This window comes from Maritimibacter sp. 55A14, from assembly GCF_003122205.1.
Classification (GTDB): domain Bacteria; phylum Pseudomonadota; class Alphaproteobacteria; order Rhodobacterales; family Rhodobacteraceae; genus QEYE01.
Genome location: NZ_QEYE01000002.1, coordinates 156,812 through 182,524, shown reverse-complemented (window position 1 = coordinate 182,524; position 25,713 = coordinate 156,812). Strand labels below are relative to the sequence as shown.

Genomic DNA, 25,713 nt, shown 5'->3' with positions numbered 1-25,713 from the left:
GAAACGGCCCGTTTGGTTACGCTAAGGAATCAAAAGGTGGAACCGGCCGGATGCCGGGAGCGTAGAACAGGCGGATGTACGAAAATGACTTTGAACCTGAGAATGCCAGAGCATAACGATCTGAAGCCGCGGATCACCGTTTTCGGAGTCGGCGGGGCAGGCGGCAACGCGGTCAACAACATGATCGAGAAGAATCTCGACGGCGTTGAATTCGTGACGGCCAACACCGATGCGCAGGCGCTGTCGCAATCGCGCGCTGGTTCGAAGGTTCAGTTGGGCGTCAAGGTGACCGAGGGGCTGGGCGCCGGTGCGCGCCCGTCGGTCGGCGCCGCCGCGGCCGAGGAAACCATCGAGGAGATCGTGGACCACCTTGCCGGCGCGCATATGTGCTTCATCACGGCCGGTATGGGTGGGGGCACCGGGACCGGCGCGGCGCCGATCATCGCGCAGGCGGCGCGCGAGCTCGGTGTGCTGACCGTGGGCGTCGTGACCAAGCCTTTCCAGTTCGAGGGCGTGAAACGCATGCGCCAGGCCGAGGACGGCGTCGAGGCGCTTCAGAAGGTCGTCGATACGCTCATCATCATTCCCAACCAGAACCTGTTCCGCCTGGCCAACGAGAAAACCACCTTCACCGAAGCTTTCTCGATGGCCGACGACGTGCTCTACCAGGGCGTCAAGGGCGTGACCGACCTGATGGTGCGTCCGGGCCTCATCAACCTCGACTTCGCCGATGTCCGGGCGGTGATGGACGAGATGGGCAAGGCGATGATGGGCACCGGCGAGGCCGAGGGTGAGGACCGCGCCATCCAGGCCGCCGAGAAAGCCATCGCCAACCCGCTCCTTGATGAAATCAGCCTGAAAGGTGCGAAGGGCGTTCTGATAAATATCACAGGCGCTTACGACCTGACGCTGTTTGAGTTGGACGAGGCCGCCAACCGCATCCGCGAGGAGGTCGATCCCGACGCCAATATCATCGTCGGCTCGACGCTCGATCCGGATATGGAAGGCCGGATGCGGGTCTCGGTTGTAGCCACCGGCATCGACGCGCTGGCCGTGCAATCCGAAGCGCCTCTGCCGCGCCGCCGCCTGGCCGATGCGGTGTCCGCCGAGGATGTGGCCGAGGAGGCCCAAACGGCCGCTCATGCCGCACCCGAGGACGAAGAGCGCGTGGAGGAGCCTTCGCTCTTCGGCGATATTGACGGCGACGCGCATGACGACAACGAGGAGACGGAATCGATCTTCGCTGACAGCCGCGACGACGACCTGCCGCCACCGGCCTACCGGCCCGACCCGGTCGAGGAAGAGCGCGCGCCGCGCCAGGCCGAGGCTGCCGAGGCCGACCACTTCGTCGCGCCCAAGCCGAATGCGCCGGGGGCCGCCTCCCCCGATGCGATGGCCCGCCTGCGGGCCGCGGTGGAGCGCAATCCGGGCTCCGCGCCGGCCCGTCATGGTGCGACGCCCGGTTCCGCCGCCGCGGCACGCGATGCGCAGTCGGGTGACCGCAAGCTCTTCGGGATCAACTCGCTCATCAACCGGATGACGGGGCATGGCGGCGAGGCCCAGCCGTCCCCGCAGCGCAGCGCGCCGCCCGCCCCGATGACGCGGCGGCAGCCGCCGGTCCAGTCCTCCGCACCCGAGGAAGACGAGATGGACCCCGAGCAGGAGCGCATCGAGATTCCCGCTTTCCTGCGGCGACAGGCGAATTGACGCCAGTCACTTATTACCAGAAAGGGCCGGCGCTGCCGGCCTTTTTTATGTTTATTGTCAGGTGCATATCCGGAATCATTCAGGGCCTCGGCAGAAAGATGCCAGATCCCGCCGCGGATGTTTCAAGGCGTCACAATGTTTGAGTTGAGCTTGAGCAGGCACACGATTAGTTGATCGTGGCGACAGGGTATCCCAACAACCCCTGCCCTGAATACCCAGAGGTCACGCCGTGCAGACGACACTGAAATCATCCTTCACACTGCTGGGCACCGGTCTGCATACCGGGCAGCCTGCGCGGATGAGCGTGTACCCGGCCTCGGCGGAGCATGGCATCTGGTTCCGGCGGACCGACGTGACCGACCGCGACAACATGATCCCGGCGCGGTTCGACGCCGTGTCGAATGCGCGGCTTTGCACCAAGATTTTCAATGCCGACGGCGTCGGCGTCTCAACCATTGAGCACCTGATGGCGGCGCTGGCGGGCTGTGGTGTCCACAATGCGCTGATCGACATTGACGGCCCGGAGATTCCGGTGCTCGACGGCAGCGCGTCGCGCTTTGTCCGTGAGATACTTGCGCGTGGCCTGCGCCGCCTTGACTCGCCCGTGCGGGCGCTGCGCATTCTCGAGCCGGTCGAGATCATGCAGGGCGAGAGCGTCGCGCGGCTGAGCCCCTGCGCGGGGTTCGAGATGGACTACGAGATCGCCTTCGAGGACGTGGCGATCGGGCGGCAGGCGCTGCGGCTCGACCTGGCCAATGGCGCCTTCGTGCGCGAGCTTTGCGACAGCCGCACCTTCTGCCGGCAGAGCGATGTCGATGCGATGCGCGCCGCCGGGCTCGCGCTGGGCGGTACGCTCGACAATGCGGTCGTGGTCGATGGCGCGCGGATCGTGACGCCGGGCGGCATGCGCCATCCCGATGAATGCGTTCGCCACAAGATGCTTGACGCGGTGGGCGACCTGGCGCTGGCCGGGCTTCCGATTCTGGGCTGCTACACCGGCATCCGCGCCGGCCACGCGATGACCAACGCCTTGCTGCGCAAGCTCTTCGCGGCGCCGATGTCCTATGAACTGGTGATCTGCGACGCCGGAACGGTGGCCAGGCTTCCGGGCGTTGGCCTGTCTTTCGACGACCTCCGCCACGTCGCCTGAGCGTGATCGGCAGGCCGGGCAACGGCGGGTCGGAATCCGTTTTTCCTTTCGCGGTAATGTGCTAGGAGATGCCAGAGGCGCGGGGCCGCGAGCCCCCGCGGGCGGAACGGAACGGGACTGGGTGTTCATGGCATTTGGCGGAAGAGTGGCAAAAACCGTGGGCGTTCTTTGCCTTCTGGGTGTTCTGGCCGCATGCGGCAACAAGAAGGACGATGTCCCGCTGGAGACATTTTCGGCCGAGGAACTCTATCACCGGGCCGAGGCACAACTCGAGCGTGGCAAGGCCGAGGAGGCCGCCAAGAGCTTCACCGAGGTGGAGCGGCTCTATCCCTATTCGGCCTGGGCCAAGCGCGGCCTGATCATGTCGGCCTTCGCCTGGCATCAGGACCAGAATTACGAGGAAAGCCGCGCCGCCGCGCAGCGCTATATCGACTTCTTCCCCGCTGACGAGGATGCCGCCTATGCGCAGTATCTTCTGGCGCTCAGCTATTATGACCAGATCGACCAGGTCGGCCGCGACCAGGGCATGACATTCCAGGCCCTCCAGGCGCTGCGCACGGTGATCGAACGCTATCCGGACAGCGAATACGCCTCCACCGCGCGGCTCAAGTTTGACCTCGCCTTCGATCACCTGGCGGCCAAGGAGATGGAGATCGGCCGCTTTTACCTCAAACGAGGGCATTACGTTGCGGCAATCAATCGTTTCCGCGTCGTGGTCGAGGAGTTTCAGACCACCAGCCACACGGCCGAGGCGCTGCACCGGCTGACAGAATCCTACGTGGCGCTGGGACTGGTGGGCGAGGCGCAGACCTCTGCGGCGATCCTGGGCCACAATTTCCGCGGCAGCCCCTTCTACGAGGACAGTTTCCGCCTTCTGAAGGGCAAGGGCCTCGCGCCCGAGGCGCGCAGCCGGGGCTGGCTGGCCTCGGTCTATCGCCGGACGATCCGCGGCGAGTGGCTCTGAGCCGGGACCGCGCCATGCTCCGAAGTCTCGATATCCGGGACATGCTGATCATCGACCGGCTGGAACTGGAATTTCAGCCGGGCCTCAACGTGCTGACGGGAGAGACCGGCGCGGGAAAGTCGATCCTGCTTGACGCGCTGGGATTCGTGCTGGGCTGGCGCGGGCGGGCCGAACTTGTGCGCGCCGGCGCAGAGGAAGGCGAGGTGACGGCGGTCTTCGACCTCGGATCCGGCCATGCCGCCCATGCCGTACTTGAAGAGGCCGGCCTGCCGCGCGGGGAGGAGTTGATCCTCAGGCGCGTCAACCGCCGCGACGGGCGCAAGACGGCCTGGGTCAACGACCGGCGCTGTTCGGGCGAGGTGCTGCGGGCGCTGTCGGACACGCTGGTGGAACTGCATGGCCAGCAAGATGACCGGGGCCTTCTGAATCCGCGCGGGCACCGGGTTCTGCTGGACGCCTATGGCGGACTCTCGGACGAGTTGGGCGCAGTGCGCGGCGCATGGCGCGCGCTGGCCGCGGCGCGCAAGGCGCTGGAGGCCGCGCGCGCCGATCTGGAGGCCGCAGCGCGGGAGGAGGATTTCCTGCGCCACGCTGTCGCCGAGCTCGACGCGCTCGACCCGCAGCCCGGCGAGGAGGCCGCGCTCGATGCCGAGCGGCGCCTGATGCAGGGGGCGGAGCGTATCCGCGAGGATGTCGCCCGCGCCGCCGCCGCGCTGGGCGGCGAGGGCGCCGAGGGCCGGATGGGCGACGCGCTGCGCTGGCTTGAAGGCGTGGCCGACCGCGCCGATGGCCGGCTCGACGCGCCGCTGGCGGCACTCGGCCGCGCGCTCACCGAACTGGGCGAGGCCGCGCAGGGCGTCGAGACCTGCCTTGAGGCGCTGGATTTCAACCCGCACGACCTGGAACGTCTGGAGGAGCGGCTCTTCGCTATCCGCGGGCTGGCGCGCAAACACGATGTCCTTCCCGACGATCTGGGCGCCTTCGCGGACGATCTGCGCGCGCGTCTCACGGCGCTCGATGCGGGGGCCGACAATATCGCCGCGCTGGAGGCGTCGCTCGCCGGCGCGCAGTCGGACTATGATGCCGCCGCCGGAGCGCTGAGCGCGGCGCGGCGGGCGGCGGCGGCGCGACTCGACGCGGCGATGGCCGCCGAGCTTGCCCCGCTCAAGATGGAGCGCGCGCTTTTCAGCACCGATGTCGCGGAGGCGGAGGGCGGGCCGGACGGGCGCGACGCCGTGGCTTTCCTGGTGGCGACCAATCCCGGCGCGCCCGCCGGGCCGCTGGCGCGCATCGCCTCGGGCGGGGAACTGTCGCGCTTTCTGCTGGCGCTCAAGGTCTGCCTGACCGCGGACGCGCCGGGCCTGACCATGATCTTCGACGAGATCGACCGCGGCGTCGGTGGCGCGACGGCGGATGCGGTGGGCCGCAGGCTGGCGGCGCTGGCCGAGGGCGCGCAGTTGCTGGTCGTGACCCACTCGCCGCAGGTCGCCGCGCTCGGCGCGCATCACTGGCGGGTGGAGAAGCGGGTGCGCGGCAATGTCACGACCTCGGCCGTGACGGCGCTGGATGCGGCGGCCCGTGTGGACGAGATCGCACGCATGCTGGCCGGCGATACTGTGACCGAAGAGGCACGCGCCGCCGCCCGCGCGTTGCTGCCGGGATGACGGCTTGGCGCTGAAAAAATCGTAAAATCAGTAGCTTGAAGCGTGTGCGCATAGCTATGCACCGAGCGACTTTGGGCTCTGCAAAATTTGCATTGATATTTTTCCACATTCCGCTTGTTTTTCGATCCGCCTTCATTAAGTGGGCGGTGAAGGCGGATGGCGCTCGGCCACCCGGTTTCGGACACGGATCGACCGCAGCGCGCGAGGGCGTGCAAGACCGATGGAGGCGTAGCCATGAACATGGATCAATGGATTCGCGAGCACCGCACGAATGCCGCCTCCTGGCCGGCGCTTCTGGGCGTCTACGCCCTGATCTTCGCAGGCTTCATCCTGGCCGGGATGGCCGTTACCTGACAGGCGCGCGTGCCCCGCACGGGGCTGCATCGAATGGAATCGGGGGCGTTGGTGCGACCACGCCCCTGTTCTGGCGTTGCGCGCCGCCTCAGTTGCCGCGCAGGAGCTTGCCGGGGTTGAGCAGGTTTTCGGGGTCGAGCGCCTGCTTGATCGCGCTCATGACCTCCCATCCCGCGCCATGCTCGGCCTCCATATAGGCGGTCTTCCCCATGCCTACGCCGTGTTCGCCGGTCGCGGTGCCACCCAGCTTCAGTGCCCGCTCCACCATCCGGTGCGAAAGCGCCTGCGCGATTGCGAGTTCCTCGGCATTGCCGGGCTCGATCAGAAGCGCGGCATGGAAATTCCCGTCGCCCACATGACCCAGAATCGGCCCCGGTATCGGGCTGGCCGCGATGTCGGCGGCGGTCTCCTCCACCGCCTCGGCCAGGCGCGAGATCGGCACGCAGACATCGGTGACCAGGGCGGTCGCGCCGGGGCGGGAGGCCAGACAGGCGTAATAGGCATTGTGGCGCATCTTCCAGAGCCGGTTGCGCTCTTCGGTCTGCTGCGACCATTCGAAGGGGGAGCCGCCCATCTCGGCCACGATCTCGCCAAAACGCTCGGCCTGCTCGGCGACGCCGGCCTCGGAGCCGTGAAACTCCACCAGCAGATGCGGCTTCTCGGGCATCTCGGCATCGGCATAGGCGTTGAAGGCCGCCGCCGTGGCCGCGTCCACCAGTTCGATGCGCGCCATCGGGATGCCCATCTGGATTGTCGCGATCACCGTGCTGACCGCCGCGCCCACGTCGTCGAAGGCGCAGATCCCGGCCGACACGGCTTCGGGCTGGCCCTGAAGCCGCAGCGTCAGGCCGGTGATGATGCCCAGCGTGCCCTCCGACCCGATGAAGAGCCGCGTCAGGTCGTAGCCGGCCGAGGATTTCCGCGCCCGCGAGCCGGTATGGATCACGCGCCCGTCGGCCAGCACCACCTCAAGCGCCAGGACGTTGTCGCGCATCGTGCCATAGCGCACCGCGGTGGTGCCCGAGGCCCGCGTCGCCGCCATCCCGCCCAGCGAGGCATTGGCCCCCGGATCGACCGGGAAGAAGAGCCCGGTGGCCCGCAACTCGGTATTCAGTTCCTCGCGCGTCAGGCCGGGCTCGACGGTGCAGTCCATGTCCTCCGGGCTGACCCGAAGGAGCCTCTTCATCCGCTGGAAGTCGATCGTCACGCCGCCGTGGCGGGCCAGCGCATGGCCTTCCAGCGAGGTGCCCGTGCCCCAGGCCACCACTGGGCAGCCATGCGCCGCGCAGGCCCGCACGATCGCCGCGACCTCCGCGGTGGATTCGGGATAGGCAACGGCGTCGGGGGGCATCGGCGCGAAATGGGTCTCGTTCGCGCCGTGCAGGTCCAGATCGGACTTGGACGTGGTGATCCGATCGCCTAGGGTTTCGCGTATCGCGGCGATTGCCTGCTCATGTGCCATCCGGGCCTCCTTCCGTCGCCGGGAGTCTAGGCCTTGTGTGCGGCGGGCGAAAGCCGGTTCCCGACCTGCGGAGGCGGACAGCAGACGTGTCGAACCCTGTTGGAGAGTTCCTAGACCGCGAGTTGGCGCGCGGCGCGGACAGCGTGCGGCAGGGCTGGCATACATTGCGCGTGCGCGGGCCCGGCAAGGTGCAATTCTGGATCATCGCACTCCTGATCGGCATCGCGGCGGGGTTCGCGGCGCTTGGCTTTCGCAAAGGTATCGCCGGGTTGCAGACGCTGATCTACGGCACCGATGACGTGATGCTGGCCAGCCACCTGGACACGCTGCCCTGGTATGTGGTGCTCGCGGTGCCGGTGGCCGGCGGGCTGGCGGTGGGGATCATCCTGCATGTCTTCACCGCCAACAGGACGGCGCGCGGCGTGGCCGACGTGATCGACGGCGCCGCCATGCGCGAGGGCCGGGTCGAGGTTAAGGAGGGGCTGGCCTCGGCGCTGGCCTCGCTGGTGACGCTCTCCACCGGCGGCTCGACGGGGCGCGAAGGGCCGGTCGTGCATCTGGCCGGCGTGATCTCCACCTGGGTGTCCGACCGTATCCACGCCGATGCGATCAACGGGCGCGACCTGCTGGGCTGCGCCGTGGCCGCAGCGGTCTCGGCCTCGTTCAATGCGCCGATCGCGGGGGCGCTCTTCGCGCTGGAAGTGGTGCTCCGGCATTTCGCCGTGCACGCCTTCGCGCCGATCGTCATTGCGTCGGTCGCGGGCACCGTGGTCAGCCGGCTGGAGTTCGGCAACGTGACCGAGTTCCGCCTGCCCGATGAGAGCGTCCTGGGCTTCTATGTCGAACTGCCCGCCTTCCTGCTTCTGGGCCTGGTCTGCGGACTGGTCGCGGTGGTCCTGATGCGCGGTGTCTTCTGGGCCGAGGATATCGGCAACGAGTTTCAGCGCGCCACCGGCATGCCCGCGTGGCTGCGCCCGGCCCTGGCCGGGTTGATCCTGGGCGGCGTCGCGATCTGGTTTCCGCATATCATCGGTGTCGGCTACGAGACGACATCGCACGCGCTGACCGGCGAATTGCTGCTCTGGAACGCGGTGGTCTTCGCCGCGGTCAAGGTCTTCGCGGTCGCCGTGACGATGGCGGGCCGCATGGGGGGCGGCATGTTCTCGCCCTCGCTGATGGTCGGCGCGCTGACCGGGCTGGCGTTCGGGCTGGTGGCGACGGCGGTCTTTCCCACCGTCTCGGGCTCGCAGACGCTCTATGCGCTGGCGGGCATGGGGGCGGTCGCGGCCGCGGTGCTGGGCGCGCCCATCTCCACCACGCTCATCGTCTTCGAGTTGACCGGCGACTGGCAGACGGGGCTGGCGGTCATGGTCTCGGTCTCGCTTTCCACCGCGCTGGCCAGCCGGATGGTGGATCGCAGCTTCTTCCTGACACAACTCGAGCGGCGCAACCGGCATCTGGCGGCGGGGCCGCAGGCCTACCTTCTGGCGACGGTGCCGGTCTCGCTGGTGATGCGGCCTCGGGACAGCCAGCGCGCGGCCGACGAGGCGCGGTGCTGGGAGATGGTCGAGGAGGGACTCTTCATCGACCGCGGCGCGACGCTGGAATCGGCGATGCCGGTCTTCGACGAGAAGAACCCCGATTTCTTGCCCGTGGTCAGCCGCGCGTATGAGGATGCGCCGACCGTACTCTGGGGCGCGGTCTTCCAGGTCGATGCGCTCAAGGCACTAAACCGGGCGCTCGCGGCGACCGCCGAGGAAGAACATTCCTGAAGATCTGAGATAAATCCCGTGCAACTTCCCGTCCACGCTACGGCGCGCTCTAAGTGTGCGGTAAGTCCATCGGGCGAGGCTGGCCGTCCAACTGCCGGGACAGGACATGGCCACCATATTCGAGGCGTTCGACAACGAATTCGCGGTCGCAACCGGGGCAAACGTGAACAGCGGATAGGGGCACGAATTGACGCAGGCGGAGGGGGGCGCTCTGCGAGAGCATCATTATGCGTGGTGCGGCGTGCCACATGACCGCCGAGATCGCCCGCAGCCGTCCTGCAGGAACGGCGCAGGGCATGGTCACCGCGCGCCGGGATTTCAGGGTATGCGAGGCGAGGCGGCTGACCGGCCGGACCCGCAATCCCGCCGCGTCCGGCGAGGACACGACCCAGCCAGGGTTGATCGCAGCCTGATCCCGCGCGTCAGAGTTGTTCGACCGTGACTTTTTCTGGGTCGAAGGCCAGATGCCCGGCGATGCGCGCCGCACTCTCGATCGGGTCTTCGTAGGACCAGGCGGCATCCTTGATGAGCTTGCTCTTCGTCTGGATGCTGAAATAGCTCGCCTGTCCCTTGTGCGGGCATTGCGTGGTGGTGTCCGAAGTGTCGAGAAAGGCCATGCCGATATCGCCGCGCGGGAAATAGATGACGGGCGGATAGTCGCCCTCCGTCAGTTCCAGGGCCTCGTGGCTTTCCCCGATCACCGCGCCGCCGGCGCGGACGACCCAATGGCCATCGGCCGGGCGGATATGGATTTTCTTCTCGTTCATCGGTCCCCCTTTCCACTACACATGGAGTATACAGAAATCCCGGTGACAGAAGCGTGTCAGATCGGCGCGGTGCTTGTCGCGAGCCAGTCGCGGGTCTCGCCACCGCAACGCGGCGCGATTTTCCTGTATGTTTCGGCGTGATAGGCGTTCAGCCAGTCCCGCTCGGCGAGCGCTAACATAGCCACATCCACCAGCCGTGTGTCAATCGGGGCGAAGGTCAATGTGCGGAATTGCAGCATCGGCCGGTCGTCGCCGCCGGGCAGGGCGGGGGCCTCCTCCACCACGACGAGGTTCTCGATCCGGATGCCGAAGGCGCCTTCGCGGTAATAGCCCGGCTCGTTGGACAGGATCATGCCCGGCTCCAGCGCCGTCTCGCCCAGCCGCGACAGGCGCTGCGGACCCTCGTGTACGCTCAGATAGGCGCCCACGCCGTGCCCGGTGCCGTGGTCGTAATCCTGGCCCGCCTGCCAGAGATGCCAGCGCGCCAGCACGTCCAGGTCGCGCCCCGCCAGCCCGCGCGGCCAGCGTGTGCGCGAAATCGCGATCATGCCGCGCAGCACGCGGGTGAAGGCGTCGCGCTCCGCCGCGCCGGGCGCGCCGATGGCGATGGTGCGGGTGATGTCGGTGGTGCCGTCCAGATACTGCCCACCCGAGTCGACCAGCAGCAACGCGCCCGAGGCGAGCGCGCGGTCGGTCTCTTCGGTCACGCGGTAGTGCACGATGGCGCCGTGCGGTCCGGCCCCGGCGATGGTCTCGAAGCTGATGTCGCGCAGCGCGCCGGTGGCCCGCCGGAAACCTTCCAGTGCGCGCACCACCGCGATCTCGGTCAGATCGCCCGGCGCGGTCCGGTCGAGCCAGCAAAGGAACTCCGCCACCGCCGCGCCGTCGCGCAGATGCGCCTCCACCGCGCCGGCGATCTCGGTCGCGTTCTTGCGCGCCTTGGGCAGGATGCAGGGCTCCGCCCCCCAGTCGATCGCGGTGCCGCGCGCGTCCAGCCGCTCGGCCACCGCGACTGGCACGCTCTCGGCGTGGAGCCGGACCGGCCCCTCCAGCGCATCCAGCGCCGCCTCGAATTCCGCCGGCGCGGCCAGGCGCACATCCACGCCCAGATGCGTCTCCACTCCTTCGCTCAGCTTTGCCGGATCGGTGAAAAGCTGCACCCCGCCATTGTCGGCGAGGACGGCGAAGCCGTGCGGCACCGGATTGCGCGGCACGTCCGCGCCGCGGATGTTGAGCAACCAGGCGATGCTGTCGGGCAGGGTCAGCACGGCGGCGCGGACCCCTTCGGCGGTAAGTGTCCCGGCCAGCCGGGCGCGCTTGGCGGCGCTGGATTCGCCGGCCAGGTCGACGGGATAGGCGGTGACAGGGCCTTGCGGCGGGGCGGGCTGGTCTGCCCAGCAGGCGTCGATCAGGTTCGCGCAGGGCTCCAGTGCGATCCCAATGCCCTGCAGGGCGGCGTCCAGATCGGCGCGCTGCTTCTGGGTGTGGAGCCAAGGGTCGAAACCGACGCGGCCGCCCCCCGGCAGCGCCTCCCTCAGCCAGTCGGCCAGTTTCGTCTCCGGCCAGTGCACCGGGGTGAAGGCATCGGTATCGACCTGCGCGCGGACCTGTACCCGGTAGCGCCCGTCGATGAAGATTCCGGCGCGCGTGGCCGTCACCGCCGCGAAACCCGCCGAGCCTGTGAAGCCGGTCAGCCAGGCGAGCCGCTCATCGCGCGGCGCCACATACTCGCCCTGATGGGCGTCGGCGCGGGGCACAAGGAACCCGTCCAGCCCGGTCTCCGCCATCGCCGCGCGCAGCCGTTCCAGCCGCGGCGGCCCCTGTTCGGGGCGGGCGGTGACGGTGAAACTCTGGAACATCACCCGGCCCGTTTCAGCGACACGCGCATGGCGCGCTGCGAGGCCTTCGGGTCGATATCGAAGAGCGCGGCGAGCTGTTCCGTCATCGCGCCGGCGAGCTGCTCGACATCCGTGATCGTGACCGCGCGATTGTAGTAACGCGTCACGTCATGTCCGATGCCGATGGCGATCAGTTCCACCGCGCGGCGGCGCTCCACCATCGCGATCACGTCGCGCAGGTGCTTCTCCAGGTAATTCGCCGGGTTGACCGACAGGGTGCTGTCGTCCACCGGCGCGCCGTCCGAGATCACCATCAGGATCCTGCGCGCCTCCGGCCGGCCCACCGTTCGCCGATGCGCCCATTCCAGCGCCTCGCCGTCGATGTTTTCCTTCAGCAACCCTTCCTTCATCATCAGTCCCAGACTGGGCCGGGCGCGGCGCCAGGGCGTGTCGGCGCCCTTGTAGATGATGTGGCGCAGATCGTTGAGACGGCCGGGCGTGGCCGGGCGTCCCGCCGCCAGCCAGGCCTCGCGCGCCTGCCCGCCCTTCCAGGCGCGGGTGGTGAAGCCCAGGATCTCGGTCTTCACCTGGCAACGTTCGAGGGTGCGCGCCAGAATATCGGCGCAGATCGCCGCGATCGAGATCGGCCGCCCGCGCATCGAGCCGGAATTGTCCAGCAGCAACGTCACCACCGTGTCGCGGAACTCGGTATCCTTTTCCTGCTTGAAGCTGAGCGGAGTCGTCGGGTTGGCAACCACGCGTGCCAGCCGCCCGGCATCGAGGATGCCCTCCTCCAGGTCGAACTCCCAACTGCGGTTCTGTTGCGCCTGCAACCGACGCTGGAGCTTGTTGGCCAGCCGGCTCACCGCGCCTTTCAACGGATCGAGCTGCTGGTCGAGATAGGCGCGCAGACGCTCCAGCTCGGCCGGCTCGGCCAGGTCCTCGGCCCGGATCTCCTCGTCCTGCAAGGTGGAGTAGACCGCGTAATCCGGGTCGGCCTCGGAATGGGGCGCGGGCGGGGGCGGCTCCATCGGCGGTTCGCCCTGCGGCAGTTCGGCCTCGTCGGACATGTCCTCGTCCGACAACTCGTCCATCGCCACCTCGGCCTGGGACTGATCGGTCTCTTCGGTCTCGCTGTCGTCGGGCGGGGCGTCCTGATCCTCCGAGGACTGCTCGTCGGTCTGGCTCTCGTCGTCTTCCTGCTGCTCCTGCTCCTCGTCCTCCTCCGCGGTCTCGTCGCGGTCGTCGTCCTGCGCGTCGGGGTCGTCGCCGAGCTGATCGCCATAGCCCAGATCGCTGATGACCCGCCGCGCGAGCCGGGCGAATTCCGCCTGGTCGGAGAGAACCTCGCCGACATCCTGCAACGTCTCCCCGGCCTGGCCCTCGATGAAGCCGCGCCAGAGGTCCATCACATTGCCCGCGTCCGGCGGCAGTTCGCGCCCGGTGGCCAGGTGGCGCAGCAGGTAGCCCGCCGCCACGGCAAGCGGCACCTCGCCCGGTTGGGTGATCTCGCCATAGCCCTTGCGGGCGGCCTCATGGGCGATGCGCGCGTCGATATTGACCGCGGTGCCGGGCATGACGCGGGCGCCCATCGCCTCGCAGCGGGCGGTTTCCATCGCGTGGTAGAGCGCGCGCGCGGCTTCGCCCTGGGGTTCGTATTTCGCCGCCGTGCGCTCGTTATGGAAGCGCCGGCGCAGCGCCAGCGCATCCGCTGTGCCGCGCGCCAGCATCACCTCGTCGCGGGTCATCCGGCGGCTGACCTGCGGCAGGCGCATCGCGTCCCCGGCCATGCCCGGCGGATCGACCGAATAGCTGACCGTCATCTCCGGGTCGTCGGCCATGGTCTTGGTGGCCTCGGCCAGCGCCTTCTTGAACGGATCGGCGGGGTTGTCGGTGGGTTTGGTCATCAATTACGGCCCCGATAGTCGGGATCGCGTCCCTGGTACATTTCGTGGCGCCGCTCTTGCTCGTCAGTATACCAATTGCTGCAGATTTGTTCGATGTCCCCATCAAAACCACTAACGAACTGCAGGCACTCCTCGGCTGTCGGTTCCTTCAACAAAACGTCCAGATCACGATCCAGCTTTGCATCTCTTTCGCGTTCATATGCTATTGAATCAGGCGCGGTTTCTCGACCTGATTTAAAGCCAAAATTGTAACTAATGAGGGCAATAGTGAGCGTAACAAATGTCCAAACGACCATTTTTGCCACGTCAGTGTCCTCACCCCAAACTCACGCTTGCCGCGCTTTCGGGAAGCTCCTCGTCGAAGCAGCGCTGGTAGAATTCGGCCACGGTCTGGCGTTCCAGCTCGTCGCATTTGTTCAGGAACGTCACCCGGAACGCATATCCCAGATCCCGGAATATCTCGGCATTCTGCGCCCAGTTGATGACCGTCCGCGGGCTCATCACCGTCGAGAGATCGCCATTCATGAAGGCGGTGCGCGACAGGTCGGCCACCGTCACCATCTGGCTGATCTTCTTGCGGCCCTTCTCGGTGTTGTAATGCGGGTTCTTCGACAGCACGATCGCCGTCTCCGCGTCGTGGGAGAGATAGTTCAGCGTCGCCACCATCGACCAGCGGTCCATCTGGCCCTGGTTGATCTGCTGGGTGCCGTGATAGAGCCCGGTTGTGTCACCCAACCCGACTGTGTTGGCGGTGGCAAAAAGCCGGAAATAGGGATGCGGCGTGATCACCTCGTTCTGGTCGAGAAGCGTCAGCTTGCCGTCCACCTCCAGCACCCGCTGGATCACGAACATCACATCCGCGCGGCCCGCATCGTATTCGTCGAAGACGATCGCGGTCGGATTGCGCAGTGCCCAGGGCAGGATGCCTTCCTGGAATTCGGTCACCTGCATGCCGTCCCTGAGCTTGATCGCATCCTTGCCGATCAGGTCGATCCGGCTGATATGGCTGTCCAGGTTGACCCGCACGCAGGGCCAGTTCAGCCGGCTGGCCACCTGTTCGATATGGGTGGACTTGCCGGTGCCGTGATAGCCCTGGATCATCACCCGCCGGTTATGGGAAAACCCCGCCAGGATCGCCAGCGTCGTGTCCGGGTCGAACTTGTAGGTCGCATCTTCATCCGGCACGCGATCCGAGCGCTCGGCGAAGGCATAGACCTCCATATCCGTGTCGATGCCGAACACGTCGCGCACCGAAATGCGTTTCGTGGGCTGCTGGGCCATTTCCGTGCTGCCGTCCGCCATGTCTCTCGCCATTCCTGTCGTCTGTGCCCGCGCGGCGGGCCGTGGTCTTAATTCGGGTTGTGTGGAACATATCGCTGGCGGAGGCAAGGAAAAGGGCGGGGATCTGTGGCCCGGTCGGCACGTTCTTGACGGCTCGGCGCGGTTGCCTCAGGGTGCGTGGCGATTGCTGTCAGCAAGGAGCGCCATGCCACCGCCCGATCCGATACCGTTCCATGCCGGGCGCCCTCTGCACCTGCCTTTGGTGTTGCGGCTGCGTATTGCGATGTTGCTGGCGGTGGTTGGTGTGGCTTATGCCCACGCGCCGAATGCTGCCCATCTGGCGGAGGGGGCCATGCTGGCCGTCCCCTCTGCCGGGACCCTGATGCTTCAGTCGGGTATTGCTGCCGGGGGTGCCGGGTTGGCGGGATATTTTTTCGCCAGTCATTTTGGCGCCCCAGGTATCTACGGGTGGCTTGCCGTGCTGGTGGCTGCGCCCGTGACAACCCTGGTCGGAGGGGCGCTCGGCGGGGCATTGTTCTCTTGTGTAGGGGTGTTGATGGCGTTGGAGGGCGGGCAGGCCGGGCCAAGCGGGTCGCTCGACCTGCTCTTTCCGGCTGCTGCTTTCGGCGTGGTCTTAGTTTTGGTATGGGCGACCCAGTATCTTTGGCTGCCGCTCCTCTGGCTGGTGATGATGGTCGCGGTACATCTCATCGCGCGGCGCTGGCGGCACAACCATCCGGGCGGACTTGCCAGGAGCGTGGATCGCGAACCCTAGCCCCGCGCGCCTCAGTCCTTGAAGCTGCGGCTCGCCTTGATCTGGTCCCAGGCCCAGACGACCTCCTGCAGGCGGTCCTCGTCGGCGCGGTTGCCGCCGTTCATGTCCGGATGCAGGTCCTTGATAAGCGATTTGTACTGCTTGCGGATCTCGGTCTTGGTCCAGTTGTCGCGGGCGTCTAGGATCTCGATGGCGCGGCGTTCGGTGGGAGGCAGGCGGCGGGAGCCCGCGACCCGCTTGCCGGGATTGCGGGTAGCGTTCTCGCCCAGGATCTGCATCGGGTCGTCCACGCCCAGCCGCGCCCAGGCGCGCTGCTCGCTGTCGGTCATCGGGCGGGTGGGACGTTCCCACACCCGGTCCTCGCGCAACTGTTCGGCCATCTCCTCCTCGCTCTGGGCCGAGAAGAAGTTCCATTTCAGATTGTACTCGCGCACATGCTCCAGGCAGAACCAGTAGAACTCGTCGAGCTGGTCGGGCGATTTCGGGGCGCGGTACTGGCCCGGCTTGTCGCAGGCGGGATGTTCGCAGACCCGCTGCGAGGTCTCGAAGGCGCCAGACATGCCGCGCCGGCCGCGCGTGCGCTTCTTCTTGTCTGCGGAAACCCGCATGTCGAACTCGAAGGGGGGACGGTCAGCCATGAATGCGCATCTCTTCTCGACTCGGGCCGGTCATTTTAGTCTTCTGTGCGTGCGAACCAAGTGCAATCTGACGCCGGAGGCGGAAAAACTCTTGCACATCGAGGATGAAATCCGTGACCGGCTGGAACATGCCTTCGCGCCGCGCCTGCTGGAGGTGACGGATGACAGCGAGCGCCATCGCGGTCATGCCGGCTGGCGCGAGGGCGGGCAGACGCATTTCAATGTGATGATCCGGGCGGAGGCGTTCAAGGGCATGACGCGGCTCGCGCGGCACCGCGCGGTGCATGCCGCGCTCACGCCGGCGCTCGTGGCGCGCATTCACGCGCTGGCGCTCGATATCGACGTTTGAGCCGTGCGGGTTACTCGGCCGCCTTGTCGGAGCTGGCGATGCCGGCTTTGGTCTCGGGCTCGGAAGGGACGGCGCGCAGGCGCGGTTCTTTCGCTGCCGCGTCGCCCTCGCGCGCCGGGCGTGGCGTGGCCTTCACCTGCGGCGCGTTCCGCTCCGCCGGGGCGGCAGTCGCCGTGGCCTTCGGGCGGCGGAAGACCAACATGTTCTGGTAGATCGTCACGCGGGAGGTCAGGCCGGAGCGTTCCTCCACCGGCAACGCGTCGGCGCGGACATATTCCCAGCCCTCGGCGCCCAATTCGTTCATCAGCTTCGCCAATGTATGGGCGAAGCGCGCATCGGTCTTGCGCAGCCCCTTGACCGCCTCGGCGCGCCGCGGCGCGGGCACCACCTTGTATTCGTAGCTCTGCATCTGCTCTGCCCCCGGTCGGCTGCTTCACGAGGTTACGGACCGGCCTAGCCTAGCAGAGCCCGCGGGACCGGGTCCATGCCCAAGATGCGCCGGCGCCGTCAGAGCCCCAGCCGGGCGCTGACGACCTCGTTCACGGCCTTGGGGTTGGCGCAGTTGGTCGTGTCATGATTCTCGTGCATGTTCCAATATGTGACACGCATAGATGTCGTCCAATTTGCAGGCTCGGGTAAGATAGTGGATGGCTTGGTCCATTTCATCGGTAGAGGATGTCTTTCTGTAGCGGCGAAAATGCTTTGCGCCGCTTTCACGACATGCCAGCGCATATCCTAGATCGCAGGCTTTCTCGCGATACCCGCGAGATGAAGTGCTTGGTTCGACAACGTGCTCTGCGATCAGGCAGACCGGTGCATGTCCTCGACTGCAAAGCGAAACAACTTCTGCAATCTGTTCCTGCACGCTTGCGACGACTTCTTGATCGTCGCTGGCTGAACGGCGCGGAGAGAGGATTAGGCTCTCAGCACTATCACAGTCTGACTGAAAGCCTGCAATGCACGCCTTCAAATACATATCGATGAGTTCCGAAAATGGTGCGCTATCGCCGGTAGACCGAAGTAAATCCGCGAGTTGCCCGCAGACCCTCGCATCCCCGTTCTCGCATTGCCTTCGAGAACCTGGAATAGCTTGCAGGGCAACCATCCGGTACATGCGCTGTGCGAGGTCCGTATTAGTCTTGAAATCTTCAATAATGGAGGCGGGTGTCCGTCCTGTTCGGTGACTGGCTGCCAATTCAATACTCAATTTGTTTGGAAGGATCTGTTGATAGAGCCCGCACTCAATTGGTGAACCCGCTATGCATCCGAATCCTGCCGTGGCCTCCAGTGTTTTCAATGCTTCCGCTTGCCGCTCAATCTGCGCGGCGGGCAGAATAATAGTTCCAAAAGTCACGTCGATCAGAACAATGCAATCGCCTGTTCGTCCTTCACGGCAGCCTTCGTCCGCTGCTTTGCGGGCCATATCGGCGAGCGCCGCGGAGCGGGTCAAATCGAAAGGGATTGGATCGCTCGAGTGGCTGGCGTAAGCCTCGGCGATTTCATAGCATTGGTAGGCGTTGAGAGGGTCGCAACCGTTCTTGTATTCGTCTTGCGCGAGCGCTGCGCTTGCCGCCGCGATGACGCATACGAAGTTTAGGCCGAACAGGATGAATTTAACTGATCTTCCAAGCAACATCAGCTACAGCCCCAGCCGGGCGCTGACGATCTCGTTCACGGCCTTGGGGTTGGCCTTGCCGCCGGTGGCCTTCATCACCTGGCCCACGAACCAGCCCGCGAGCTTGGGGTTGGCCTGCGCCTTCTCCACCTGCGCGGGGTTGGCGGCGATCACCGCGTCCACCGCGGCCTCGATCGCGCCGGTATCGGTGACCTGGCGCATGCCGCGCGCCTCGACGATCTGCGCCGGCTCGCCGCCTTCGGTATAGACGATCTCGAAAAGCCCCTTGGCGATCTTGCCCGAAATGTCGCCCTTGCCGATCAGATCGACGATCCCGCCGATCTGCGCCGGGCTGACCGGGCTTGCGGTGATGTCCAGATCGTCCTTCTTGAGTCGCCCGAACAGCTCGTTGATGACCCAGTTCGCGGCCATCTTGCCGTCGCGCCCTTCGGCCACCTGCTCGAAGAAGGCCGCCGACTCGACATCCGCCGTCAGCACGCTGGCGTCGTACTCGCTGAGCCCGAATTCCAGCACGAAACGCGCCTTCTTGGCATCGGGGAGTTCCGGCAGGTTGTCGCGGATCGCGTCCACCCAGTCCTGCTCGATCTCCAGCGGCAACAGGTCGGGGCAAGGGAAGTAGCGGTAGTCATGCGCCTCCTCCTTGGAACGCATGGTGCGGGTCTCGCCGCGGTCGGGGTCGAAGAGCCGGGTTTCCTGATCGACGCTGCCGTCATCCTCGAGGATTGCGATCTGGCGGCGGGCCTCGTACTCGATCGCCTGCTGGATGAAGCGCATCGAGTTCATGTTCTTGATCTCGCAGCGCGTGCCCAGCACGGAATGGTCGCCGGTCGCCTGGTATCTCTCGTAATCGCCGGGGCGGCAGACCGACACATTCACGTCTGCGCGCAGGTTGCCGTTCTGCATGTTGCCGTCGCAGGTGCCCAGATAGCGCATGATCTGCCTGAGCTTGACGACATAGGCCGCCGCCTCCTCCGGTCCGCGGATGTCGGGACGGCTCACGATCTCCATCAGCGCGACGCCGGTGCGGTTGAGATCCACGAAGGACATGTTGGGGTCCATGTCGTGGATCGACTTGCCCGCATCCTGTTCGACATGGATGCGCTCGATCCGGACGCGCCGCGCCACGCCGGGCTCCATATCGACCAGCACTTCGCCCTCGCCGACCAGCGGATGGTAGAGCTGGCTGATCTGGTAGCCCTGCGGCAGGTCGGGATAGAAGTAGTTCTTGCGGTCGAAAGCCGAGCGCAGGTTGATCGCCGCCTTCAGCCCCAGGCCGGTGCGCACCGCCTGCTCGATGCAGAATTCGTTGATGACCGGAAGCATGCCTGGCATGGCGGCATCGACAAAGGCGACGTTGGAATTGGGCTCGGCTCCGAAACGGGTCGAGGCACCGGAGAAGAGTTTAGCCTTCGAGGCCACCTGCGCATGCACCTCCAGCCCGATCACGAGTTCCCAGTCGCCGGTCGCGCCGGAGATGCGTTTGGGGGCGGGGTCGGTATAGGCAAGGTCGAGCATGGGGGGCGTCCTGTCAGATCGTCGCGCCCCCGCGTTCTATGACAGGCCCCGGCGGGGGGCAAGTGGGCGGGTGCCGGCCGCGCACCTAGCGGCTCTCCGCCGATGCGGCGGTCTGGCACTGGACGTGGCCATCGTGCCGCGCGCATGATCCGGCGTCTTTCGAGGGAGAGTATGGAATGACCAGACCCCTGCTGGCCGCCGCGGCGGCGCTGATGGTTCTGACGGGATGCGACGGCAACGGTGCGCCGCGCGCCAGCACCGCCGCCATTGTGCCCGCGATGCGTTGGGACCACCGGCCCGAGGCCGATATCTGGACCAGTGCGACAATGAGCGCGCTGACCTCGCATGGCGCGGCCCTGGCGCAGACCGAGCCCGCGGATATCGACACCTGGTGCCCGGCCTATCGCGAGGCCTCGCCCACGGCGCGGCGGGCCTTCTGGTCGGGGCTGCTCTCGGCGCTGGCCAAGCACGAGAGTACCTGGCGGCCCGATGCGGTGGGAGGCGGCGGTCGCTGGTTCGGGCTGGTGCAGATCGCACCGGCCACCGCGCGCGGCTATGGCTGCAAGGCGCGTTCGGGCGCGGCGCTTCAGGACGGCGGCGCCAACCTGAGCTGTGCCGTGCGGATCATGGCCCATACGGTGCCGCGCGACGGCGTGGTCGCGGCGGGCGGCGGTGGCGTCGCCGCCGACTGGGGGCCCTTCGCCTGGTCCTCCAAACGCGCGGACATGGCCCACTGGACCGCAAGCCAGAGCTACTGCCGCAAGCCGATCTGAATCCCCGGCACGGTATCGTCAGGCTGCCGGAGAATGTCTCCGGCGGTGAAAATTCCACGCGGCCTTCGGAACCTTGTCGCGTTCCCGGCACGGGCGGCCCTGGTTTTCCGGCTCGGAAGGAATGCGTCATGGGATGGGTTACGCCACGAGAACGGCCCACCGGGCGTATTCAATCTGCCTGTCGGTCCGCGCTCAGCCCGTCAGAAGGTAGCTGTCGAAACCGATATCGCCGCTCCATCGCCAGGCGGCCAGCAGCGGCTGACCCGGCAGGGTGGTGCTGGAATGCGGCACCATGCCGGGATGGTGGATCAGCACCCCTGCGCCATGCAACAGCGCCGGCCCATCGCCGGCCTGCCAGAGCCCCTGTCCGGCCAGCATGATGAAAGTTTCCTCTGCGGCATGGGCGCGGGTCGGATAGGCCAGCCCGCCCGATTGCAGGAAGAGCCCGACCCGGAGGTTGTCGTGATGCAGGATACCGTCGGGCCCCAGGATTTCCGCCGTCATCATGTGAAGCGCATACTCATCGCAGATGCGCCCGTCATGGCGGCTCAACTCCCAAACGATCCAGGGCAGGGCGGCGCGAATCGCGGCGGCCAGGGACGCATCCGCGCCCGTAAGAACCTGCGCCAGCCCCGCGGCCAGCGGGGCCGGAACGTTGCAGGGCGCGGGCAACGGCCCGTCCGCCGCCTCCCGCAACGCCGCGGCTGCCGCCAGACCTCCGTCACGCGGTTCGGCGACGTAAAGCGCGGCAAGCGCGGTCAGCAGGTGCGCCAGCGGCGCTGTGGTCTCGGATCTCCGCATGGCCGCAAGCTCCTCCCGGTTGGGAAGTCTGCGCCGAAATGTGGGCCGCGCCCGTCCCGGCGCGACCGGGATGTACGAAAGCGACAACCTTCCTTCAATTCGCCCTCAGGCGGCGCGCGGATGCGGGCCTTCCTGCACTTCCTCGATGATTTTCGTCACGAAGGCGTCCAGATCGCCGGGATTGCGACTGGTAATGATACCATTGTCGACGACCACCGCTTCATCCACCCACTCGGCGCCGGCATTGACCACATCCGTGCGGATCGACGGATAGGAGGTCAGGCGCCGGCCGCGGGCCGCGTCCGCCTCCACCAGCATCCAGGGGGCGTGACAGATAGCGGCCACGATCTTGCCGGCATCGACGAAATCGCGCACCAGCTGCACTGCGGTTTCGTCGGTGCGCAGGATGTCGGGGTTGATCTGCCCGCCGGGCAGCACCAGCGCGTCGTAATCCGCTGCGTCGATCTCGCCCAGTGCGCGGTCATGGGGGGCCTGTGCGCCCCAGTCGCCCTTGTTCCAGCCGCGAATGTCCTCACCTCCGGGGGTCGCCAGGTGGACCGTCGCGCCGGTCGATTTCAGTTTGTCGCGCGGTGCTTCCAGTTCCGACTGCTCGAAGCCGTGTGTGGCCATGATGAGAATGCGTGCCTCGTTGATCGCGGGCATTGCGGACCTCCGTTCGCGTTGAATGTCCCAGCCCAACGCGGCGGTCCACGCCCGGTTCCGTCACGCGCCCAGGATCCGGCCCACCATTTCGGTCGTGTCGCGCGACAGGCCCTCGGTGTCCAGGATGCGGCGCAATTCGCCCTCGATCATCGCCTTGCGGTCGGTGTCGTAGCGGCCCCAGGTCTCGAAGACCGAGCAGAGCCGCGCCGTGGTTTGCGGATTGCGCGCGTCGAGCCGCAGGAGCCAATCCGTCACAAGCCGGTAGCCCGCGCCGGACGGATCGTGGAAGCCGGCCGGGTTCAGCATCGGCAGCGCACCGATCACGGCGCGAAAACGGTTGGGGTTGAGCCAGTCGAAATCGCGGTGCCCGGTCAGCCCATCGGTTACCGCCACAGCGCGCTCCGGCGCCGCATGGGCGATCTGGAGAGTGAACCACTTGTCCATCACCAGCCGGTCGTGGCCCCATTGCCGGGCGAACCGCGCCAGCGCGTCCTGCCCCGCGCCGGTTTCCGCGTCGAGCAGGCAGCCCAGGGCGGCGAGCTGTTCGGTCATGTTGTCGGCATCTGCGAATTGCCGTTCCGCGACCGCGCCCAGATCGAGCCGGGTAAGCAGACGCAGCACCGCGCCTCGCAGGCTGCGCCGCCCGGCGGCGGCGGCGTCCGGGGTGAAGGGGCCGGGGGTCTCCATGCTCGCATAGAGGCCGGGCAGAAGGCTCGACAGATGCCGCGCGACCGCCAGCGTCAGCCGCTCGCGCGCGGCGTGGATCGCCAGCGGGTCCGGCACCACGCCCGCGTCATGCAGCGTCTGCGCCATGTCGTCTTCGGACGGCAGCGCCAGGCCGTAGGCGCGGAAGGCCGGGTCCAGCGACTCGTCGCCAGCCATCGCCGCCAGCGCGTCGAGATAGGCGGGGCCGGGATCGGCGCGGTCGGTGATCATCCGGGTAAGCACGTCCTTGGCCAACGCCCGCCCGGCTTCCCAGCGGTTGAACGGGTCGGTGTCATGGGCAAGCAGGAAGGCGCGCTCCTCGGTGCTCGTCTCCCGCACCAGGATGACGGGCGCCGAGAAACTGCGCAGCAGCGACGGGACCGGGCGTGCGTCCAGTCCGTCGAAGGAAAAGCTCTGCTCGGGTTCGGTCATCTCCAGGACGGTGGTGGGATGGACCTCGCGGCCGTCGGGCGCCAGCAGCCCCACCGCAATGGGCAGCACCAGCGGCCGCTTCTCCGGCTGTCTGGCCGTGGGCGGCGTTTCCTGCCTGAAATGAAGGGTATACGTGCCGTTCTTGAAGTCTTCGCTCACATGCAGCCGCGGGGTTCCCGGCTGGCTGTACCAGAGCTTGAACTGCCCCAGGTCGCGCCCGGTGGCGTCCTCGAAGACCTTGAGCCAGTCCTCGATCGTCGCGGCCTCCCCGTCATGGCGCGAGAAATAGAGATCGAGCGCCCGTGCATAGCCTTCGTCGCCCGCCAGGCGGCGTAGCATCCCGATCAACTCGGCGCCCTTCTCGTAGACCGTGGCGGTGTAGAAATTGTTGATCTCGATATAGCTTTCTGGCCGCACCGGATGAGCCAGCGGGCCGTTATCCTCGCGGAACTGCCGGGCGCGGAGTTGCAGCACGTCCTCGATGCGTTTGACCGCGTGGCTGCGCATGTCGCCGGAAAACTGTTGGTCGCGATAGACGGTGAGCCCCTCCTTCAGGCAAAGCTGGAACCAGTCGCGACAAGTTATTCTGTTTCCTGTCCAATTGTGGAAATACTCATGCGCCACGATGCCCTCGATCCGCTCGAAATCGAGATCCGTCGCGGTCTCGGGACTGGCCAGCACGTATTTGGAGTTGAAGATGTTGAGGCCCTTGTTCTCCATCGCGCCCATGTTGAAGTCGTCCACGGCGACGATGTTGAAGACGTCGAGGTCGTATTCGCGGCTATAGACCTGCTCATCCCAGCGCATCGCGCGCTTGAGTGCATCCATCGCATAGGCGCATCTGTCCTCGTCGCCGCGGCGCACCCAGACATTGAGAGCGACCGGCCGGCCCGAGGCCGTGGTGAAGGTGTCGCGATGCGCCACCAGATCCCCCGCGACCAGCGCGAAGAGATAGGACGGCTTCGGCCAGGGGTCGTGCCATTCCGCCCAGCCGGCGCCGGAGGCGACAGGATTGCCGTTCGACAGCAGGACCGGCATCTCGGATTCGATACGCACGCTGAAAGGCGCCATCACGTCGGGGCGGTCCGGGTAATAGGTGATCTTGCGGAAGCCCTCGGCCTCGCACTGTGTGCAAAACATCCCGCCCGACAGGTAAAGCCCCTCCAGCGCGGTGTTGCCGGCCGGGGCGATTTCCACCTCCGCCTCCCAGGTGAATGCGTCGCCGGGCAGAGCTTCCGCGGGCACGGTCAGCCCGGTGGAGTCGGTCCCGAAATTGCCCGCCGCCAACGGGATGCCGTCCAGCGCCGCGCGGATCAGGCGCAGCCCCTCGCCGTCGAGCCGCAGATCGCCGCGCCCGCCATGGGCGGGATTGGCCCGGAACGCGATGCGAGAGATCACGTGCGTCGCCTCCGGGTCCAGCCGGAAGGTCAGATCGACCTTCTCGACCAGCCATGCGGGCGGGGTGTAATCGGCAAGCCGGATCGTCTGCGGGGCGGCGTCTCTCATCGGGGCTCCTTGGGGGCGCGGAGTGGGAATCCGTCTTCGACAATGGCGATCTGAACCCTGGTTGCAAGCCGTGAAAAGGGAACCGAACTCCAGGCACGCCGGTTGGGCGCGAGAAAGATCGGCGACCGGCCCGGCGGGGATGAGGCCGTTTCGGCCTACTGATCCGCGCGGGGCGGGGCGCGTGCGCAGCCCCTTCACCCCGGCGCGCCGCAGGGCTAGATTGAGGCCAGCCATAAGGCCCGATACTCCGCGGAGGTGCCATGACCCGCCCCGTTGTCGCCATTCTCGGCAACAGCTATCTGATCGACGACCGCTACTGGACGCATGGCGGCGGCATGCTCAACAGCGCCGCGGTCGCCGAGGTTTCCGGCGCGCTGCCGGTGATCGTGCCGACCGACCCGCGTTTCGTCTCGGTGGCCGATCTGCTGGAACGGTTCGACGGCTTCGTGCTGCCCGGTGGACGGCCAAACGTGCATCCCGAGGAGTACGGGCAGGAGCCCACCGACGCGCATGGGGCGTTCGACCGCGCCCGCGACACGATCGCGCTGGGGCTGGTGCGCGCCTGCGTGGAACGCGGCCAGCCCTTCCTGGGCATCTGCCGCGGCTTTCAGGAGGTCAATGTCGCCATGGGCGGCACGCTGCACCCTGAAATCCGCGAGTTACCGGGCCGGATGAACCACCGGATGCCGCCCGACGGCACGGTGGAGGAACAGTTCGCGCTGCGCCACAACATACGGCTGGAACCGGGTGGCGTCTTCTCGCGCGTCTTCGGCGCCGACGAGGTGATGGTCAACTCCCTGCATGGTCAGGGCATCGAGATGCCGGGACCGCGCGTCGTGATCGAGGGCTTCGCACCCGACGGCACGCCCGAGGCGCTCCATGTGCGCGACGCGCCGGGCTTCACGCTCTCGGTCCAGTGGCACCCGGAATGGAACGCCGCCAACGACCCGGTCTCGCGGCCGCTTTTTGAGGCGTTCGGCGCGGCGGTCCACCGCTGGTCGCGGGGCGAGCGGATGGCGCGCGCGGTCTGACGCATTCGGACTTGACGTTCCCG

At 66.8% G+C, this 25,713-nt stretch carries 23 protein-coding genes; 10 read left to right on the top strand and 13 right to left on the bottom strand.

The genetic code is table 11. The features are described 5' to 3' along the window. The first annotated feature begins 84 nt into the window (after positions 1–84). The 4 genes from ftsZ (at position 85) to recN (ending at position 5,485) form a co-directional block, all read left to right on the top strand. Positions 85–1,707: a cell division protein FtsZ gene (gene ftsZ, locus DDZ14_RS02500; protein WP_109423364.1), complete on the top strand. Its 1,623-nt coding sequence runs from the start codon at positions 85–87 to the stop codon at positions 1,705–1,707. Positions 1,708–1,936: 229 nt separating this feature from the next. Continuing rightward, on the top strand, positions 1,937–2,857 hold the full coding sequence (lpxC, locus tag DDZ14_RS02495) for a UDP-3-O-acyl-N-acetylglucosamine deacetylase (RefSeq protein ID WP_109423363.1): 921 nt from the start codon (positions 1,937–1,939) through the stop codon (positions 2,855–2,857). 127 nt (positions 2,858–2,984) lie between these two features. Continuing rightward, positions 2,985–3,821, top strand: coding sequence for an outer membrane protein assembly factor BamD (locus DDZ14_RS02490; protein ID WP_109423362.1), 837 nt, complete (start codon positions 2,985–2,987; stop codon positions 3,819–3,821). 14 nt (positions 3,822–3,835) lie between these two features. After that, positions 3,836–5,485 (top strand): DNA repair protein RecN, encoded by a 1,650-nt coding sequence (recN, locus tag DDZ14_RS02485; protein ID WP_109423361.1) that lies wholly within the window; start codon positions 3,836–3,838, stop codon positions 5,483–5,485. 442 nt (positions 5,486–5,927) lie between these two features. Here the strand turns inward: recN and DDZ14_RS02480 are convergent, their stop codons facing one another. Then, on the bottom strand, positions 5,928–7,301 hold the full coding sequence (locus DDZ14_RS02480; RefSeq protein ID WP_109423360.1) for an FAD-binding oxidoreductase: 1,374 nt from the start codon (positions 7,299–7,301) through the stop codon (positions 5,928–5,930). Between the two features lie 86 nt (positions 7,302–7,387). Between DDZ14_RS02480 and DDZ14_RS02475 the strand changes: the two genes are divergently transcribed. Beyond that, complete coding sequence (locus DDZ14_RS02475; RefSeq protein ID WP_369914347.1) at positions 7,388–9,073, top strand: chloride channel protein; 1,686 nt, start codon at positions 7,388–7,390, stop codon at positions 9,071–9,073. 248 nt (positions 9,074–9,321) lie between these two features. Further along, entirely contained in the window at positions 9,322–9,486 is a 165-nt protein-coding gene (locus DDZ14_RS19620) for a hypothetical protein (RefSeq protein WP_158275444.1), read from the top strand. A 9-nt stretch (positions 9,487–9,495) separates the two neighbouring features. Here the strand turns inward: DDZ14_RS19620 and DDZ14_RS02470 are convergent, their stop codons facing one another. From DDZ14_RS02470 to cobS, 5 genes are read right to left on the bottom strand one after another with little or no spacing between them, the layout of a single operon-like run. Next, a complete protein-coding gene (locus DDZ14_RS02470) occupies positions 9,496–9,840 on the bottom strand; it encodes a DUF427 domain-containing protein (RefSeq protein WP_109423359.1) in 345 nt (114 codons plus the stop codon). Between the two features lie 56 nt (positions 9,841–9,896). After that, a complete protein-coding gene (locus DDZ14_RS02465; protein ID WP_109423358.1) occupies positions 9,897–11,699 on the bottom strand; it encodes an aminopeptidase P family protein in 1,803 nt (600 codons plus the stop codon). Beyond that, positions 11,699–13,585 carry a cobaltochelatase subunit CobT gene (gene cobT, locus DDZ14_RS02460; protein WP_109423357.1) on the bottom strand — a complete coding sequence of 629 codons (1,887 nt, stop codon included), beginning with the start codon at positions 13,583–13,585 and terminating at the stop codon, positions 11,699–11,701. Before cobT ends, DDZ14_RS02465 begins: the two co-directional genes overlap by 1 nt. After that, entirely contained in the window at positions 13,585–13,890 is a 306-nt protein-coding gene (locus tag DDZ14_RS19260) for a hypothetical protein (protein WP_146193055.1), read from the bottom strand. The genes cobT and DDZ14_RS19260 overlap by 1 nt, the downstream gene beginning before the upstream one ends. 10 nt (positions 13,891–13,900) lie before the next feature. After that, the gene (gene cobS / locus DDZ14_RS02455; protein WP_109423356.1) at positions 13,901–14,887 is read right to left on the bottom strand and encodes a cobaltochelatase subunit CobS; all 987 of its coding nucleotides are present in this window, start codon (positions 14,885–14,887) and stop codon (positions 13,901–13,903) included. Between the two features lie 184 nt (positions 14,888–15,071). Here cobS and DDZ14_RS02450 point away from each other — a divergent pair, with 184 nt between their 5' ends. Next, positions 15,072–15,641, top strand: a complete 570-nt coding sequence (locus tag DDZ14_RS02450) for a hypothetical protein (RefSeq protein WP_146193054.1) — start codon at positions 15,072–15,074, stop codon at positions 15,639–15,641. 11 nt (positions 15,642–15,652) lie between these two features. Here DDZ14_RS02450 and DDZ14_RS02445 read toward each other — a convergent pair whose 3' ends face one another. Continuing rightward, the gene (locus DDZ14_RS02445; protein WP_109423354.1) at positions 15,653–16,279 is read right to left on the bottom strand and encodes a J domain-containing protein; all 627 of its coding nucleotides are present in this window, start codon (positions 16,277–16,279) and stop codon (positions 15,653–15,655) included. Between the two features lie 91 nt (positions 16,280–16,370). On the opposite strand from DDZ14_RS02445, the gene DDZ14_RS02440 reads away from it, so the two are divergent. Continuing rightward, entirely contained in the window at positions 16,371–16,628 is a 258-nt protein-coding gene (locus DDZ14_RS02440) for a BolA family transcriptional regulator (RefSeq protein ID WP_109423452.1), read from the top strand. 10 nt (positions 16,629–16,638) lie between these two features. On the opposite strand, the gene DDZ14_RS02435 is transcribed toward DDZ14_RS02440, so the two are convergent. The 3 genes from DDZ14_RS02435 to gatB all read right to left on the bottom strand — a co-directional run bounded on the left by DDZ14_RS02435 (position 16,639) and on the right by gatB (position 19,779). Next, complete coding sequence (locus tag DDZ14_RS02435; protein WP_109423353.1) at positions 16,639–17,037, bottom strand: DUF4177 domain-containing protein; 399 nt, start codon at positions 17,035–17,037, stop codon at positions 16,639–16,641. A gap of 162 nt (positions 17,038–17,199) precedes the next feature. After that, positions 17,200–18,264, bottom strand: coding sequence for a hypothetical protein (locus DDZ14_RS19255; protein WP_146193053.1), 1,065 nt, complete (start codon positions 18,262–18,264; stop codon positions 17,200–17,202). 3 nt (positions 18,265–18,267) lie between these two features. Further along, positions 18,268–19,779, bottom strand: a complete 1,512-nt coding sequence (gatB, locus tag DDZ14_RS02430; RefSeq protein WP_109423352.1) for an Asp-tRNA(Asn)/Glu-tRNA(Gln) amidotransferase subunit GatB — start codon at positions 19,777–19,779, stop codon at positions 18,268–18,270. A gap of 176 nt (positions 19,780–19,955) precedes the next feature. Here gatB and DDZ14_RS02425 point away from each other — a divergent pair, with 176 nt between their 5' ends. Beyond that, positions 19,956–20,552 carry a transglycosylase SLT domain-containing protein gene (locus DDZ14_RS02425; RefSeq protein WP_109423351.1) on the top strand — a complete coding sequence of 199 codons (597 nt, stop codon included), beginning with the start codon at positions 19,956–19,958 and terminating at the stop codon, positions 20,550–20,552. Positions 20,553–20,744: 192 nt separating this feature from the next. Here DDZ14_RS02425 and DDZ14_RS02420 read toward each other — a convergent pair whose 3' ends face one another. From DDZ14_RS02420 to pepN, 3 genes are all read right to left on the bottom strand, one after another. Then, complete coding sequence (locus tag DDZ14_RS02420; protein ID WP_109423350.1) at positions 20,745–21,353, bottom strand: dimethylsulfonioproprionate lyase family protein; 609 nt, start codon at positions 21,351–21,353, stop codon at positions 20,745–20,747. A 105-nt stretch (positions 21,354–21,458) separates the two neighbouring features. Further along, positions 21,459–22,016, bottom strand: coding sequence for a type 1 glutamine amidotransferase domain-containing protein (locus DDZ14_RS02415; protein ID WP_109423349.1), 558 nt, complete (start codon positions 22,014–22,016; stop codon positions 21,459–21,461). A 60-nt stretch (positions 22,017–22,076) separates the two neighbouring features. Continuing rightward, entirely contained in the window at positions 22,077–24,659 is a 2,583-nt protein-coding gene (gene pepN / locus DDZ14_RS02410; protein ID WP_109423348.1) for an aminopeptidase N, read from the bottom strand. A gap of 260 nt (positions 24,660–24,919) precedes the next feature. On the opposite strand from pepN, the gene DDZ14_RS02405 reads away from it, so the two are divergent. Further along, positions 24,920–25,690 carry a gamma-glutamyl-gamma-aminobutyrate hydrolase family protein gene (locus DDZ14_RS02405; RefSeq protein WP_109423347.1) on the top strand — a complete coding sequence of 257 codons (771 nt, stop codon included), beginning with the start codon at positions 24,920–24,922 and terminating at the stop codon, positions 25,688–25,690. The last annotated feature ends 23 nt before the right edge of the window (positions 25,691–25,713 follow it).